Source organism: Agrobacterium sp. FDAARGOS_525 (assembly GCF_003938925.1).
Lineage (GTDB): Bacteria > Pseudomonadota > Alphaproteobacteria > Rhizobiales > Rhizobiaceae > Agrobacterium > Agrobacterium pusense.
The window spans coordinates 2,074,050-2,087,722 of record NZ_RKIU01000004.1; the positions used below are offsets into that span (position 1 = coordinate 2,074,050).

The 13,673-nt window shown below is 60.9% G+C and carries 16 protein-coding genes; 3 read left to right on the forward strand and 13 right to left on the reverse strand.

The window, feature by feature from the left end:
- The first annotated feature begins 116 nt into the window (after positions 1–116).
- On the forward strand, positions 117–812 hold the full coding sequence (locus EGT36_RS26060) for a TetR/AcrR family transcriptional regulator (protein WP_022562722.1): 696 nt from the start codon (positions 117–119) through the stop codon (positions 810–812).
- Here the strand turns inward: EGT36_RS26060 and aroQ are convergent.
- From aroQ to pcaD, 11 genes are all read right to left on the reverse strand, one after another.
- Positions 784–1,227, reverse strand: coding sequence for a type II 3-dehydroquinate dehydratase (gene aroQ / locus EGT36_RS26065; protein ID WP_112766324.1), 444 nt, complete (start codon positions 1,225–1,227; stop codon positions 784–786). The genes EGT36_RS26060 and aroQ overlap by 29 nt on opposite strands.
- Complete coding sequence (locus tag EGT36_RS26070; RefSeq protein ID WP_044459384.1) at positions 1,224–2,093, reverse strand: shikimate dehydrogenase; 870 nt, start codon at positions 2,091–2,093, stop codon at positions 1,224–1,226. Before EGT36_RS26070 ends, aroQ begins: the two co-directional genes overlap by 4 nt.
- 203 nt (positions 2,094–2,296) lie before the next feature.
- On the reverse strand, positions 2,297–3,058 hold the full coding sequence (locus EGT36_RS26075; RefSeq protein ID WP_004445125.1) for an amino acid ABC transporter ATP-binding protein: 762 nt from the start codon (positions 3,056–3,058) through the stop codon (positions 2,297–2,299).
- A 13-nt stretch (positions 3,059–3,071) separates the two neighbouring features.
- The gene (locus tag EGT36_RS26080) at positions 3,072–3,911 is read right to left on the reverse strand and encodes a transporter substrate-binding domain-containing protein (protein ID WP_125271346.1); all 840 of its coding nucleotides are present in this window, start codon (positions 3,909–3,911) and stop codon (positions 3,072–3,074) included.
- A 42-nt stretch (positions 3,912–3,953) separates the two neighbouring features.
- Positions 3,954–4,604 carry an amino acid ABC transporter permease gene (locus EGT36_RS26085; RefSeq protein ID WP_004445121.1) on the reverse strand — a complete coding sequence of 217 codons (651 nt, stop codon included), beginning with the start codon at positions 4,602–4,604 and terminating at the stop codon, positions 3,954–3,956.
- Positions 4,605–4,616: 12 nt separating this feature from the next.
- Entirely contained in the window at positions 4,617–5,285 is a 669-nt protein-coding gene (locus tag EGT36_RS26090; RefSeq protein WP_004445120.1) for an amino acid ABC transporter permease, read from the reverse strand.
- A 341-nt stretch (positions 5,286–5,626) separates the two neighbouring features.
- Complete coding sequence (locus tag EGT36_RS26095) at positions 5,627–6,715, reverse strand: 3-carboxy-cis,cis-muconate cycloisomerase (protein WP_125271347.1); 1,089 nt, start codon at positions 6,713–6,715, stop codon at positions 5,627–5,629.
- 68 nt (positions 6,716–6,783) lie between these two features.
- Positions 6,784–7,404, reverse strand: coding sequence for a protocatechuate 3,4-dioxygenase subunit alpha (pcaG, locus tag EGT36_RS26100; protein WP_004445117.1), 621 nt, complete (start codon positions 7,402–7,404; stop codon positions 6,784–6,786).
- A gap of 2 nt (positions 7,405–7,406) precedes the next feature.
- Positions 7,407–8,147, reverse strand: a complete 741-nt coding sequence (gene pcaH, locus EGT36_RS26105) for a protocatechuate 3,4-dioxygenase subunit beta (RefSeq protein WP_004445116.1) — start codon at positions 8,145–8,147, stop codon at positions 7,407–7,409.
- Positions 8,144–8,578, reverse strand: a complete 435-nt coding sequence (pcaC, locus tag EGT36_RS26110; protein WP_125271348.1) for a 4-carboxymuconolactone decarboxylase — start codon at positions 8,576–8,578, stop codon at positions 8,144–8,146. Before pcaC ends, pcaH begins: the two co-directional genes overlap by 4 nt.
- A 3-nt stretch (positions 8,579–8,581) precedes the next feature.
- Positions 8,582–9,379: a 3-oxoadipate enol-lactonase gene (gene pcaD / locus EGT36_RS26115; RefSeq protein WP_125271349.1), complete on the reverse strand. Its 798-nt coding sequence runs from the start codon at positions 9,377–9,379 to the stop codon at positions 8,582–8,584.
- 93 nt (positions 9,380–9,472) lie between these two features.
- On the opposite strand from pcaD, the gene pcaQ reads away from it, so the two are divergent.
- Positions 9,473–10,414, forward strand: a complete 942-nt coding sequence (gene pcaQ, locus EGT36_RS26120) for a pca operon transcription factor PcaQ (RefSeq protein ID WP_072493010.1) — start codon at positions 9,473–9,475, stop codon at positions 10,412–10,414.
- 199 nt (positions 10,415–10,613) lie between these two features.
- Here pcaQ and pobA read toward each other — a convergent pair whose 3' ends face one another.
- Positions 10,614–11,786, reverse strand: coding sequence for a 4-hydroxybenzoate 3-monooxygenase (gene pobA, locus EGT36_RS26125; protein WP_004445111.1), 1,173 nt, complete (start codon positions 11,784–11,786; stop codon positions 10,614–10,616).
- A 117-nt stretch (positions 11,787–11,903) separates the two neighbouring features.
- Between pobA and EGT36_RS26130 the strand changes: the two genes are divergently transcribed.
- Complete coding sequence (locus EGT36_RS26130) at positions 11,904–12,827, forward strand: helix-turn-helix domain-containing protein (RefSeq protein ID WP_125271350.1); 924 nt, start codon at positions 11,904–11,906, stop codon at positions 12,825–12,827.
- Here EGT36_RS26130 and EGT36_RS26135 read toward each other — a convergent pair.
- On the reverse strand, positions 12,797–13,558 hold the full coding sequence (locus tag EGT36_RS26135; protein WP_045531640.1) for an IclR family transcriptional regulator: 762 nt from the start codon (positions 13,556–13,558) through the stop codon (positions 12,797–12,799). The genes EGT36_RS26130 and EGT36_RS26135 overlap by 31 nt on opposite strands.
- Between the last annotated feature and the right edge of the window lie 115 nt (positions 13,559–13,673).

The window sequence follows — 13,673 nt, forward strand, 5'->3', positions numbered from 1 at the left end:
TGCCGTGTCCTGCTGTGTCATAGCTCGCCATATTGCCTTCCTTTTCAGCCTTATGTACTGATTGGTTAATAAGCAGGGCGTGACCGCAGGCCGCCGCCCCACCGATGGAATGGATGATGACCAAAACTGCGACTTTGAACGCGACCCGAGAAAGCCGGCAGGCGAAGCGTGATCCGGAAGGGGTTCGCCGCGACATTCTTTCGGTGGCCATGGAAGAGTTTTCGCAAAATGGCCTCTCCGGCGCCCGCATCGATGAAATAGCGGCGCGCACGCGCACGTCCAAGCGCATGATCTATTATTATTTCACCGACAAGGAGAGCCTTTACCAGCGCGTTCTGGAGGAGGCTTATGCCAAGGTTCGCGGCGGCGAGAGCGATCTGGAGCTCGATGATCTGGAACCGGCTGCGGCGCTCGACAAGCTCTGTCGGTTCACCTTCGATCACCACCGGCGCAATCCCGCTTTCATTCGCATGGTGATGATCGAGAACATCCATCACGGCCGGCACATGCAGTCCTCCGAAACGATCCGCCAGCTCAACCGTCCGGCCATCGATGCGCTGGAAAGCGTGCTGCTGCGAGGCCAGCAGAGCGGCGTCTTCCGCGAGGGCATCGATGCGCTGGAATTGCACTGGCAGATCAGCGCGCTGTCCTTTTTCAACGTCTCGAATGTCACGACGTTCTCGTTCATCTTCGGCGACAGCCTGTTCACCGATGCGGGACAGGAGACATTGTCGCGGCATGTCAGCGACATGGTGCTGCGTTATGTGCTGACGCCCGCCCATATCACGACGAGCGCGAAAGACGGCCGATGAGGTGGCGCAGCGCCACGTCATAACCTTCGATGCCGAGGCCGGCGATCACGCCTTCCGCGCGGGTCGAGACATAGGAGTGGTGCCGGAAGACCTCGCGCTTGTGGATGTTGGAAATGTGAACCTCGATCACCGGCCCCTCAAAGGCATTGAGCGCATCGAGGATGGCCACCGACGTATGGGTAAAGGCGCCGGGGTTGATGACGATGCCTGCGGATTTGCCGCGGGCTTCGTGAACCCAGTCGATCAGCTCATATTCCCGGTTGCTCTGGGCAAAAAACAGTTCGTGGCCGGAGGTTTCTGCGATCCCGCGGCAACGGGACTCGATATCGGCGAGCGTTTCATAGCCGTAGATTTCCGGCTGGCGCTGGCCGAGCAGGTTGAGGTTCGGGCCGTTGAGGATTGTGAAAAGGCTCATGCCACCCCCTCCGCCATGCACAGCTCGGTGAAATGTGCGGTCATGCGCGCAGCGTCCGGCTCGCGGCCGCAGAAGAGGCGGAATGCGCCAACGGCCTGAAATACCGTCATGCCGCCGCCGGGCAGGGTGCGGCAGCCCTTTTTCGCCGCCGTCGCCAGCAACTCGGTCACGAGCGGCATGTAGACGATGTCGGCCACCCAGTGTCGTTGCTCGATCAGGTCGGCCGAAACCGGCATGCCGGGATGCGCGGGCATGCCCATTGGCGTGGCGTGGATCAGGCCATCGGCAAAGGGCAGGGAAGCGGCCGGGTCGCCAACGGCAAAGGCGCGCCCTTCTCCGAACCGGTCGTTGAGTTCGCTCGCCAGGCGCTCGGCCCGGGGCAAATCGCGATCGAAAATATCGAGTCTCATAATATCGAGCTTCAGGGCGGCATGGGCGACAGCCACGCCGGCGCCGCCTGCGCCGACCAGCAGCGCCCGATCACGCTTTGCATCCGGCAGGCCGCGCACGAAGCTTTCGTAAAAGCCGTACCAGTCCGTGTTATGGCCAATGCGGCGGCCGTCGCGGAAGACGACGGTATTGACCGCTCCAAGCATCCGGGCGTCGTCAGAAAGTTCGTGCAGATGCGCGATGACGGCCTGTTTGAACGGATGGGTGATATTGGTGCCGGCAAAACCGCGCGCCTCCAGCTCATCGAGCAGATCGGGAAGGGCGCTTAAGGGCAATTTGCGGGCGGAGACATCCACCAGCTCATAAGAATAGTCGAGACCATGGGCTGCTCCCTCGCGCATATGCAGCGCGGGTGACTTGGATAGCTGGATATCGGCGCCTATCAGGCCGACCTTGAATGCGGTTTTGTCTGTCATGATCTCGGGTCGTTCATCTGTTCGGCGGCGGGCATCGCCTGCCTTCGGGTTGCTGGCGAGGTGTTGAAACCTCGCCGTCGTCATCCTCGGGCCTGATCCCGGGGATCTGTCATCCGCTGGCTCCATGGATCCCCGGGCCTGTCCCGGGGATGACGCTGTCTCTGCGCGGGAGGTCGCCAAGAGTTCCCCGCGGAGCGCGAACCTCAATGATGGGCGAGAATTTCGCCAAGGAACGTGCGGGTACGCTGGTGCTTGGGATCGCGGAAGAATTCCTCCGGGGGGCCTTCCTCGATGATCTCGCCTTCCGACATGAAGACCACGCGGTCGGCCACCTGCCGGGCGAAACCCATTTCATGCGTGACGCAGATCATCGTCATGCCGTCGCGGGCAAGACCGATCATGGTGTCGAGCACTTCCTTCACCATTTCCGGATCGAGGGCCGAGGTCGGTTCGTCGAACAGCATCGCCTTCGGTTCCATACACAGCGCCCGCGCAATCGCCGCGCGCTGCTGCTGGCCGCCGGAAAGCTGGGCGGGGTACTTGTCGGCCTGGTTGAGAATGCGCACGCGCTCCAGATATTTGCGTGCCGTCGCCTCCGCATCGGCCTTCGACAGGCCTTTCACCCGCATGGGCGCCAGCGTGCAGTTTTCCATGATGGTCTTGTGCGGGAAGAGATTGAAGCTCTGGAACACCATGCCCACTTCGCGCCGAACCGCATCGATGGCGCGGCTGGAATCCGAAAGCATGGTTCCCTCCACCGTAATCTTGCCCTCCTGGATTTCCTCCAGATGGTTGATGCAGCGAATGAGGGTGGATTTGCCCGAACCGGACGGGCCGCAAAGAACGATCTTCTCGCCCTTGCGAACCGTCATGTTGACATTTTTAAGCGCGTGGTAGGCTCCATACCACTTTCCGACCCCTTCAAGGGCGATAAGCGGAACCTGTGCGGCGGCGGATTGCGGCATGGAAACCTCCAGATTACTTCACGGTGAAGGGGATGTCGGGAAGGCTGTCCGGGAAGGCCGGCACTTCGCGCTTCATCCATTTGTCGTAAATCTTGGCGAGCTGACCATCCGACTTGATCTTGTCGAGGAAGGCGTTGACGGTTTCGTTCCAGTCCTTCTCGCCCGGGCGGGTGCCGGCGCCGTTATACATGGTCGTCAGTTCGAACTTTGATTCGTACTTGCCCTCGGAGGCCTTGTTCAGCCGGTCGCCGTAGAACATGTTGCCGCCCACGGCTTCGACCTGGCCCGATATCAGCGCCTGAATGTTGGCGGCGTCGTCATCGAAGCGCAGAATATTGGCTTTGGAGCCGGCACCGGCAGTAATCGCCGTGTCCATGGCGCTCGACTTCGGCACGCCGACATTGATGCCGGTCAGATCATCGTAACCGGCGATCTTCTTGTCCTTGGGGGCATAGACGGAAAACACGTTGCCGACATAGGGCTTCGAATACTGGATGCTCTTGGCGCGCTCGGCGGTCATGGCCATGGTGGCGAAGAGCACGTCGACCTTGCCGGTCAGCAGCGCCGGGATGCGGTTTGCGACGGCGAGCGGCACGAACTCGGCCTTCACGCCGAGATAGTCCGCGAAGGCCTTGCCGATATCGGCATCGAGACCATCCTGCACGCCGCTGGAATTCACGAAGCCCCAGGGCGAATTGTCACCCTGAATGCCGATGACGACCTTGCCCTTGGCCTTTGCCTCTTCAACGGTCCCGGCGAAAGCATCGCCCGGTGTCACGAAAGGCAGCGCAACCGTTGCCGCGGCGAGCGCGAGCAGGGCGCGACGCGAGAATTTCATGCTGGTGGTTTTCATCTTTTGCTCCTCCTTACAAAGCTGATGAGATGGTTTTGACGTTTAACGGGACGCGGCCTGCAGCCGCTTTTCGACGCCAGCGCCCCACAGGGAGAGCGGCCAGCAGATCAGGAAATAGATGATGCCGACGAGGGCGAAGACGGTGAGCGGGCGGAACGTCTGGTTGGAGACGATCTGTCCGGCGCGGGAGAGCTCGACGAAACCCACGATCGCCGCAAGCGAGGTGCCCTTGATGAGCTGCACGAGGAAACCGATGGTGGCCGGCAGTGAAATCTTGAGCGCCTGCGGCAGGATCACATCCTTCATGCGTGAGACGTAATGCAGGCCGAGCGCATTGGCCGCTTCCGTCTGGCCCTTCGGCACAGCCTGGATGCCGCCGCGCCAGATTTCACCCAGAAAGGCGCTGGCATGCAGCGTGAAGGCGATGGCAACGGCGATCCAGGCATCGACATTGAGGCCGGCGAGCGCCACGCCGTAATAAACGACGAAAAGCTGCATCAGGAGCGGCGTGCCCTGGAAGATGGCGATGTAGGCCGTGCTTGCCCGCTGGATTGCCGGGCTGTCCGCAACGCGGGCGAGCGCCACGCAAAGGCCGAAAATGCCGCCGCCGATAAAGCCGATGATGGTCAGCGCAAGGGTCCATTTCAGGCCCTGCAGCAGGAAGAAGAGTTCGTTGGGACCGATGGATGCCATTGTCTTTTCTCCTCACTTGACCGGATAGCTGAAGGAAAGGCGGGAGATGAGCGAGAAGACGGCCATCATCAGCGAGGAAATGACGAGATAAAGCAGCGTGATCGAGAAATAGACCTCGAAGGACCTGAACGTATCCGCCTCGATCTTCTGCGCGACCGAAGTCAGCTCATAAGCGGCGATCGAAGTGCAGACCGACGTCGTCAGCGTCAGCATGATGAACTGGCTGGTGAGTGACGGATAGACCGCGCGCAACGCCGGCTTCAGGATGATATGGCGGAAGATCTGCGCCCGGTGCAGGCCGAGCGCGAGGCCCGCTTCCACCTGGCCCTTGGGGATGGAATCGACCCCGCCTCGAATGATTTCAATGGCGTAGGCGCCACCGTTCAGGGCCAGCGCAATGATGGCGGTGACGGTGGGATTGAGCTTGATGCCGATCTGCGGCAGGGCGAAGAAGATGAAGAATATCTGCACCAGAAACGGCGTATTGCGGATGGCTTCCACAAAGCCGATGACGATGCCGCGCAGCAGCCTGAAACGCGAGCGTCGGGCGACAACCCCGAGAACCCCGATGACGGTGGCAAGCGACATGCCGGCAATGGCAAGGCCGATCGTCGCCAGACAGGCTAAAAGCAGCTCGGGCAGCCGGTCTATGACCGCTGAGAAATCGAGACTGTAAGACATTCTTCCTCCCAACCCCTTCGGGCCCGGACAGGCTTTGCGCCTTGTCCGCATCGCTCTGGAACCGTGCGGCGCCAAAGCCCTCCATTTGTCGATTTTTGCCGCTGCGGGCTTCGAACCCTTGCCGGCGGCGTCTCGTTAATCTTAATGTTTGTACCAGTTAGTTCATTTTTGTGTCAAGCGCCATGTCCGGTTAAAAAGTGGCGTTACCGCGGTTTTTTTATTTTTTGAAATTCCCGATAAAGTCTTTTTTATCAATGGCTAATGCAAAGGAGCGCAAGCGCTTTCCGCACGTCACCATGTCGCCACCGGCCGCCCGTCTGGCAGTCCCTTGAAGCCCTGGTCTATGGAAGATGCCGATCGTCCTGAGGCTCGTTGTCGCCTGCGCCCAACCTGTCTATCTGCCCCGCCAACCGCTCGGCGATCAACAGCGAGGCTCCCGTTGCCGTCACCATTTGTGGGAGCGACAGCCATTCCAGCATCCAGCCCGCACCGGACCTTTCCTGTTCGTGCACAAGCGACTGGTGCAACGCCGATATGTGCACGGCATTGAAGCGCGCGAGCGTCACCAGCGTTTCGGCATTGACCGGGTTTTGTTTGTGCGGCATGGCCGAGGAACCGCCGCCTCCGGAGAGACGGATTTCCGTGCCGAGTTCGGCCATGAGCGCGATGTCCTGCCCGAACTTGCCGAGCGTGCCCGTGATCAGCGAAAGCAGACCGGAAAATTCGGCGATGCCGTCGCGCTGGCTTTGCCATTGTGGCCGATCGGCAAGGCCGAGGCGCCTTGCCAGATCGATGCGCACGGCTGCGGCATTGTCACCGAGCTTTTCGAGCGTGCCGGCCGCGCCGCCGAATTGCAGGGCGAAACCGGTCTGCGCGAAGCTCTGGAGCCGCAGTAAATGGCGCTCCAGCGGTGAAATCCAGCTTGCCGCCCGGTCGGCGACGGTGATGCCGATCGCGGCCTGCATGCGGGTGTAGCCCGTCAACGGATTGTGGCCGTCGCGGGAGGCGAGATCTCCCAGCGTATCGACGAGACGTCCGAGCCGCATGGCGATGATTTCCGCCGCCAATTTCAGCCGCAGCATCAGGCTGGTATCGATGACATCCTGGCTTGTCGCACCGAAATGCACCTTGTCCGCTGCCTTGCCGGCGACGGCCGCCCGCATCTGCCGGATGAGTTCGGGAACCACAACGCCATCCTTTGCGACGCCGTGGCGAAGGGCGGTGACGTCGGCGGCAAAGTCCGACAGGCCTGAGACAATCGCTTGTGCCACCTCATCCGCAAGGATGCCAGCCTCCGCCTCCGCCTCCGCCAGCGCCGCTTCGAAACGGATCATGGCGTCGATATCCGCCCTTGCCGAAAACAGCTCGACGATTTCGCTGTCGCTGAAAAGGCCTGAGAGGAAAGGGTGCTCGAAGGGGGAAAGGCTCATCGTCCGTCTCGCTTTCTTTTGCGCATATCGTTGTCGCAAAACCGCTGCACACTTTTGCGCGATATGCGTCAGATATCGAAAAACACGGTTTCGCCTTCGCCCTGCAGACGGATATCGAAACGATAAACGTTGCCTTCTTCCTTTTTGGCGACAAGCGTGGCGATGCGGCTTTTCTGCTCGATGCGGGCGAGAACGGGATCGGCGGCATTGGCCTCCTGTTCTTCCGGGAAATACATACGGGTCTGCAGGCCGATATTGATGCCGCGCGCGACGATCCAGAAGGTGATGTGCGGCGCCATCGGCCGACCGTCGCGGAACGGCACCGAGCCGGGCTTGATGGTTTCGAAGACGAATTCGCCCGTATCCATGTCACCGGGCGAGCGGCCCCAGCCGATGAAATTCGGATCGGCCTTGCCGCGCGTTTCGCTCGGGCTGTTGTAATAGCCGTCGGTATCGGCCTGCCATATCTCGATTAGCGCATCCTTGAGCGGCATGCCGGCGCCGTCATAGACCGTGCCGCGCACGCTGATGCGCTCGCCGCGGGCCTTGTCGTTATAAAGCGGGCCGGAACCGAGATCCTTCTCGAACACGCCTTCGATGCCGACGAAATTGGGTGTGCAGCCGATATGCACATAGGGGCCTGCCGTCTGCGAGGCGGTTTCCTTGAAATAGTTGAGCGGCTGAACCATGGTCAGTTGCCCTCCATGCGGTTTTCGAAAAGGGTGGAGCGGCGACCGCGCAGCACGATATCGAACTTATAGGCCAGCATGTCCATCGGCAGCGTCGCATTCATGTCCAGTGGCGCGATCAGTCTCCGTATCGCATCCTCGTCCGGAATGGTTTTGACGATCGGACATTTCCAGATCAGCGGATCGCCCTCGAAATACATCTGGGTGATGAGGCGCTGCGCGAAACCGTGACCGAAGATGGAGAAATGGATATGGGCCGGCCGCCAGTCATTGACGCCGTTCGGCCAGGGATAGGCGCCCGGCTGGATGGTCTTGAACCAGTAATAGCCGTTCTCGTCGGTGATCGTGCGGCCGACGCCGCCGAAATTCGGATCGATGGCGGCGAGGTAGCTTTCCTTCTTGTGGCGGTAGCGACCGCCGGCATTGGCCTGCCAGAATTCCACCAGCGCGCCGCCGACGCCGCGACCGCGCTCGTCCAGCACCCGGCCATGAACGAGAATACGCGGTCCAACAGGCATTTCACCGGGGCGGGCATAGTTCAGGATGAGATCGTTATCCAGCGGATTCAGCATGCCATGGCCAAAAACGGGACCGGTGATCTCGCTCTTGGTTCCCTCAAGCGAAATCAGGGCGCGTTGCGGCGAGCGCAGGATCGAGGTCTTGTAGCCGGGCGCATAGGCCAGCGGGTGAATATCGCGGTTGCGCGCGAAGAAAGGCCCGGTTTCTGGTGGCTGGTTGCTCATTTCGTCTCCTCCCCATCGCCAGTTTCATCAAGGGAACTATCGGCTTTCATGCTGGCCAGGGCAAGCTTGGCAATCTTGAAAGCATGATTGGCGGCAGGCACGCCGGCATAGATCGCCACGTGCATCAGCGCCTCGCGAATATCCGCCTCGGTTGCGCCGGTATTGACGGTGGCGCGCACATGCATGGCAAGTTCTTCGTCCTGGCCCAGCGCCGCAAGAAGGGCGATGGTGACCATCGAGCGCTCGCGTTTCGTCCATTGATTGCCGGACCAGACGGTGCCCCAGGCGCCTTCGGTAATGAGCTGCTGAAAAGGCTGGTCGAAGCCCGTCGTCACGGTCTGGGCGCGGTCCACATGGGCATCTCCCAGCACGGAGCGACGGGTCTTCATGCCCTGTTCGAAACGTTCGTTCTTGTTGTTCTGGTCCGCCATCGGTCAATGCTCCGGCAAGGTCTTGAGAAAAATGCACGCGGCCTGCGCGTAGGCGAGTGGCTGTTCAAGGCAGGGAATGTGGCCGCAGCCGGCAATTGTTACAAAGCGGCTTGCGGGAATGAGGTCTGCCAGCGATTTTACCAGTTCCGGCGGTGTCGAGCCGTCCTGATCGCCCACGACACAAAGCGTCGGCACGGCAATGTGCCCGGCGGCAGCGGTAAAATCCGCATCGCGGATGGCGGCGCAAGTGCCGCTGTAACCGGCTTCCGGCTGCTGCGCCAGCATGTTGCGTGCGCCGGCATAGGCGGCATTGTCAGGCGTGCGGAAGGCGGGCGTGAACCAGCGCTCCATGACGGGATCGACCAGCGAGCCGAGGCCATCCGCAGAGATTTTGTCGATGCGGGCGTTCCACATGTCGGCCGTGCCGATCTTGTGAGCGGTATTGCTGAGCACGAGTGCGCGGACGAGATCGGGCCGGCGGGCATAAAGCCCCTGGGCAATCAGGCCGCCGACGGACAGTCCCCAGATGACGGCACTTTTCACGCCGAGATGATCGAGCAGCGCGATCAGGTCACCGGCATGGTCGTCGATCGAATAGGGTGGGCAACCGATATCGGAAAGCCCGTGGCCACGCTTGTCGTGCAGCACGTAGGCATAGTCATCGCCAAGCACCTCGATCACCGCATCCCAGATGCGGAAATCCGTACCGAGCGAATTGACGAAGGCGATGACCGGCTTGCCGCTGTCCAATCCCTTGACGCGATAATGGATCACGGTCTCGCCGCAGCGCAGAAAATGCATGATGGCTCCTCCTGCCGGGGATATTGCAAGCGGGTTCCGGTTAAGTAAAATGACATTATCGATGAAAATCATAACCACTGGATTATACGAGCGATGGTCGACCAGCGTATCAAGTTCCGCCACCTGCAGACCTTCGTGGAGGTTGCGCGGCAGAAAAGCGTCATCCGCGCCGCCGAAATCCTGCATGTCAGCCAGCCGGCGGTGACAAAAACGATCCGCGAACTGGAAGAGATTCTGGGTGTCTCGCTATTCGACCGGGAAGGTCGCGGCATTCGCATCAGCCGCTACGGCGAGGTTTTCCTGCGCCACGCCGGCGCGACGATGACGGCGTTGCGACAGGCGGTCGATTCGGTTTCGCAGGAGGCGGCGCGCGCCGGTCCCCCGGTGCGGGTGGGTGCTCTGCCCACGGTTTCGGTCCGCATCATGCCGAAGGCGATGGCCGGTTTTCTGGCGGAAAAGACCGGCAGCCCGGTGAAGATCGTGACGGGCGAAAACGCCGTTCTGCTGGAGCAGCTGCGGGTCGGCGATCTCGATCTCGTCGTCGGCCGTCTCGCGGCGCCGCAGAAGATGGCCGGGTTTTCCTTCGAGCATCTCTATTCGGAAAGGGTGCGCTTCGTGGTGCGGGCTGGCCACCCGCTTCTGTCGCCCGGTGTTTCGGTGTTCGATCACCTGCATGAATATCCGGTGCTGATGCCCACACGGCAGTCCGTCATCGGTCCTGTCGTGGAACAGTTTTTGATCGCCAACGGTGTTCCGGCCCTGCCGATCCGCATCGAAACCGTATCCGACGCCTTCGGTCGCGCCTTTCTGCGCACCAGCGACGCGATCTGGATCATCTCGGAGGGCGTGGTGGCGGCGGATGTGGCGGATGGCATCCTCGAAATTCTGCCGGTCGAGACCGGCGATACCAGCGGGCCGGTGGGTCTGACGGTCCGGGCCGATACGCAGCCCTCGCTGCCGCTTTCGCTGCTGATGCAGGCCATACGTGAGGCGGCGGGCGAGTTGCTGGATGGGAGGGCGGAGGCTGGTTCTTGAGATGAGGGTGAGGGTCGGAAAAGTCTGAGAACCTCTCCTCCGTCATTCCGGCCTTGAGCCGGAATCCAGCCACGGCGCGTCTGCGCCGTGAAAAGAGTCCTTTTTTGGCGATCAATGACTTGATAGCGCTGGACCCCGGATCAGGTCCGGGGTGAGGTGTGGAAACGGTAGAGATAAAAGCCGCGTGTCTGGGGCAGCCCTAATAGGGAAGCCCCACGTAATTTTCCGCAAGCGCGGTGGAAGCGGCGCGCGATTGGACGAGATAATCCAGTTCCGCCTCCTGAATGCGCTGGCCGAAATCCCCCGTATCGGGAAAACGATGCATCATCGTCGTCATCCACCAGGAGAAGCGCACCGCCTTCCACACGCGGGAAAGCGCCTTCTGCGAATAGGCGTCGATGCCGGCCTCAGACCTGTCGCGATAAAACTCGATCAGCGCCTCGCTCAGATAATGTACGTCGCTGGCGGCAAGGTTCAGGCCCTTGGCACCCGTTGGCGGCACGATATGGGCGGCATCCCCCGCTAAAAACAGCCGTCCGAACCGCATTGGTTCACTGACAAAGGAACGGAGCGGCGCGATCGATTTTTCAAAGGAGGGGCCGGTCACCATTGCATCCGCATGGTTTTCCGGCAGGCGACGGCGGATTTCATCCCAGAAACGTTCATCGCTCCAGTCTTCAGGCCGGTCCTCGAGCGAACATTGAATGTAATAACGGCTGCGCGTGTGCGAGCGCATGGAGCAGAGCGCAAAACCGCGCGGATGATTGGCGTAGATGAGTTCGTGGTTGACCGGCGGCACTTCGGCCAGAATGCCGAGCCAGCCGAAGGGGTAGACCTTCTCGAATTCCCTGATCGCGCCTTGCGGCACGGATTTTCGGCTCACCCCGTGAAAACCATCGCAGCCGGCAATGAAATCGCAATCGATCCGGTGGGTTACGCCATCTTTCTGATAGGTTACATAAGGGCTTTCGCCATCGAAATCATGCGGCTCGACATCAGATGCATCGTAGATGGTCGAGAGGCCGGCCGCTTCGCGCACATCCATCAGGTCATGGGTCACTTCCGTTTGGCCATAGACGGTCACACGCTTGCCGCCGGTCAGATCGAATAGATCGATACGATGGTCGCGACCGTCGAAGGTCAGCGAAAAACCGTCATGCGGCAGACCCTCGCGGCGCAGGCGCTTATCCGCGCCGGCCTTTTCCATGAGCTGTACCGTGCCTTCTTCCAGTACGCCGGCGCGGACGCGGCCGAGAATGTATTCCTTGCTGACGCGGTCGAGAATGACGGTCTCGACACCGGCTTTCGCCAGAAGCTGGCCAAGCAACAGCCCCGATGGACCGGAGCCGATGATGACGACCTGTGTACGCATTGTTTCCTCCCGAACTTGTCTCCGGTCAAGAAATTGACCAAGCGTTGCCGGAAGCTCAATGGACTTTCCGGTCCGTAAATTGCACAATCCGACCATCGGGTCCAGGAGGGGGATGAGATGCGTGTGACTGCCAATGAAGGGCTCTATGGTGAGGAAGCCGCGCAGGGCAGCGATTTTCGCTTCCATTGCGAAACGCTTTTTTCGCGGAGCAGCCTGCATCGCTTTGAAATCGGCCTGCATCGCCATTCTGCTTTTTTGCAAATCTTGTACATTTTTGGCGGCGAGGGCGATGCCTTGCTGGATGGCCGCATCGAGCCGATCCGCCCGCCGGTCGCCATCATCGTGCCACCCGGTTTCGAACACGGCTTCCGTTTTTCCCGCGATATCGGCGGCGTCATCGTCACTATGCTGCAGGGCGCGCTGCCGGCATCGGTGCAGGCGCTTCTGCTGCGGAATTTCTCCCAACCGGTGCTTCTGCCCTTGCAGGATTTTGCCGATGGAGAAGGAGTGCGCAGCGGGTTCGAACGGATTTCCGCGGAATATGAGGCCCGTGAGATCGGTCGCGACGCGATGATAGAAGGCCAGCTTGCGACCGTCGTAGCGCTTCTTTCACGGGCGGCGCGGCCGCTTCTGGAAACAAGCGGTGAGGGCCTGGCGGAGCAGCGTTTCGAACGGTTGCTGTCGCTGATCGCCCGCCATATCCGCGAGCCGCAGAAAGCCGGTTTTTATGCGAGGAAGCTCGGCCTTTCGGAAACGCACCTCAACCGGCTTGTCCGTTCCGTTTCCGGGCTCAGCCTGCAGCGGCTGATTGCCAAGCGCCAGATCGAGATCGCCCAGCAGGAACTGGTCTTCACCGTTTCCAGCGTACAGATGATCGCGGAGGGTCTTGGATTTGCCGATCCCGCTTATTTCAACCGCTTCTTCAGGCGGGAAACCGGCATGACGCCGCGCGCCTGGTGGCTCGCCGAGCAGCGCAGGATGGGCGATACCGGCGTGCGGCAGATGCCGCTTCAGACCAGCATTCTCGCCAGTTCCCGCTGAACGGACAGAAGGGCGGGCAAATATCGCTCCACCAGATCATCCATCGAAGCGACCGAGGCGGCGAGCCCGACATTCAGCGCGGCAACCGTTTGGCCACGCACGCTTTTCAGCGGCACGGCGATGGAGCGAAGGCCGATTTCGACTTCCTGATCGATCAACGCATAACCGCGATGGCCGGTCACCTCGATCTCGGTGAGCAGGGCCTGAATATCGGTAATCGTCTTTTCCGTGCGGGCGACCAGCCGGGAGGCTTCGAGAATGTCGCGCTGGCGTTCGGGCGGCTGAGCGGAAAGAAGAACACGGCCCATGGAGGTGCAATAGGCGGGCAGGCGCGACCCGGGCATCAGCGCAATGGACATGACCCGCTGCTGGGCGGCGCGGGCGACATAAACAATTTCGGTCTCGTCCAGGATAGAGACGGAGGTACTCTGGCCGATCTCCTCAGAGAGATGGTCGATGAGCGGTTGTACGATTTTCGGCAGCGGCATGGTGGCGAGGCAGCCGGTGCCGAGCCGCAGCACCTTCGGCGTGACGGTAAAGAATTTGCCGTCATAGGCGGCATAACCAAGCTCCGATAGCGTGAGCAGGCAGCGGCGTGTGGTGGCGCGGTCCAGTCCGGCGATCTCGGCGGCATCGGAGATGGACAGGCGCGGCCGCTCGGCGCTGAAGGCTTCGATCACGCGCAATCCCTTGGCGAGACCGCCCATCATGTCTCTTTCGCTGACGGCCATGGCTACGCTCCATTTGTGCGATATACGAACAAAAATCATATAACGCACAAAATCCTTGCCGTCGAGGCAATTTCGGCTTTACCTCATGGCGAAGCAGCCCTGCCGGTCCATCCGC

Excerpts from the sequence above, each read along its gene's own strand:
- EGT36_RS26060 (WP_022562722.1), top strand. The coding sequence starts at position 117 with ATGACCAAAACTGCGACTTTGAACGCGACCCGAGAAAGCCGGCAGGCG.
- aroQ (WP_112766324.1), bottom strand. The coding sequence starts at position 1,227 with ATGAGCCTTTTCACAATCCTCAACGGCCCGAACCTCAACCTGCTCGGC.
- EGT36_RS26070 (WP_044459384.1), bottom strand. The coding sequence starts at position 2,093 with ATGACAGACAAAACCGCATTCAAGGTCGGCCTGATAGGCGCCGATATC.
- EGT36_RS26075 (WP_004445125.1), bottom strand. The coding sequence starts at position 3,058 with ATGCCGCAATCCGCCGCCGCACAGGTTCCGCTTATCGCCCTTGAAGGG.
- EGT36_RS26080 (WP_125271346.1), bottom strand. The coding sequence starts at position 3,911 with ATGAAAACCACCAGCATGAAATTCTCGCGTCGCGCCCTGCTCGCGCTC.
- EGT36_RS26085 (WP_004445121.1), bottom strand. The coding sequence starts at position 4,604 with ATGGCATCCATCGGTCCCAACGAACTCTTCTTCCTGCTGCAGGGCCTG.
- EGT36_RS26090 (WP_004445120.1), bottom strand. The coding sequence starts at position 5,285 with ATGTCTTACAGTCTCGATTTCTCAGCGGTCATAGACCGGCTGCCCGAG.
- EGT36_RS26095 (WP_125271347.1), bottom strand. The coding sequence starts at position 6,715 with ATGAGCCTTTCCCCCTTCGAGCACCCTTTCCTCTCAGGCCTTTTCAGC.
- pcaG (WP_004445117.1), bottom strand. The coding sequence starts at position 7,404 with ATGGTTCAGCCGCTCAACTATTTCAAGGAAACCGCCTCGCAGACGGCA.
- pcaH (WP_004445116.1), bottom strand. The coding sequence starts at position 8,147 with ATGAGCAACCAGCCACCAGAAACCGGGCCTTTCTTCGCGCGCAACCGC.
- pcaC (WP_125271348.1), bottom strand. The coding sequence starts at position 8,578 with ATGGCGGACCAGAACAACAAGAACGAACGTTTCGAACAGGGCATGAAG.
- pcaD (WP_125271349.1), bottom strand. The coding sequence starts at position 9,379 with ATGCATTTTCTGCGCTGCGGCGAGACCGTGATCCATTATCGCGTCAAG.
- pcaQ (WP_072493010.1), top strand. The coding sequence starts at position 9,473 with ATGGTCGACCAGCGTATCAAGTTCCGCCACCTGCAGACCTTCGTGGAG.
- pobA (WP_004445111.1), bottom strand. The coding sequence starts at position 11,786 with ATGCGTACACAGGTCGTCATCATCGGCTCCGGTCCATCGGGGCTGTTG.
- EGT36_RS26130 (WP_125271350.1), top strand. The coding sequence starts at position 11,904 with ATGCGTGTGACTGCCAATGAAGGGCTCTATGGTGAGGAAGCCGCGCAG.
- EGT36_RS26135 (WP_045531640.1), bottom strand. The coding sequence starts at position 13,558 with ATGGCCGTCAGCGAAAGAGACATGATGGGCGGTCTCGCCAAGGGATTG.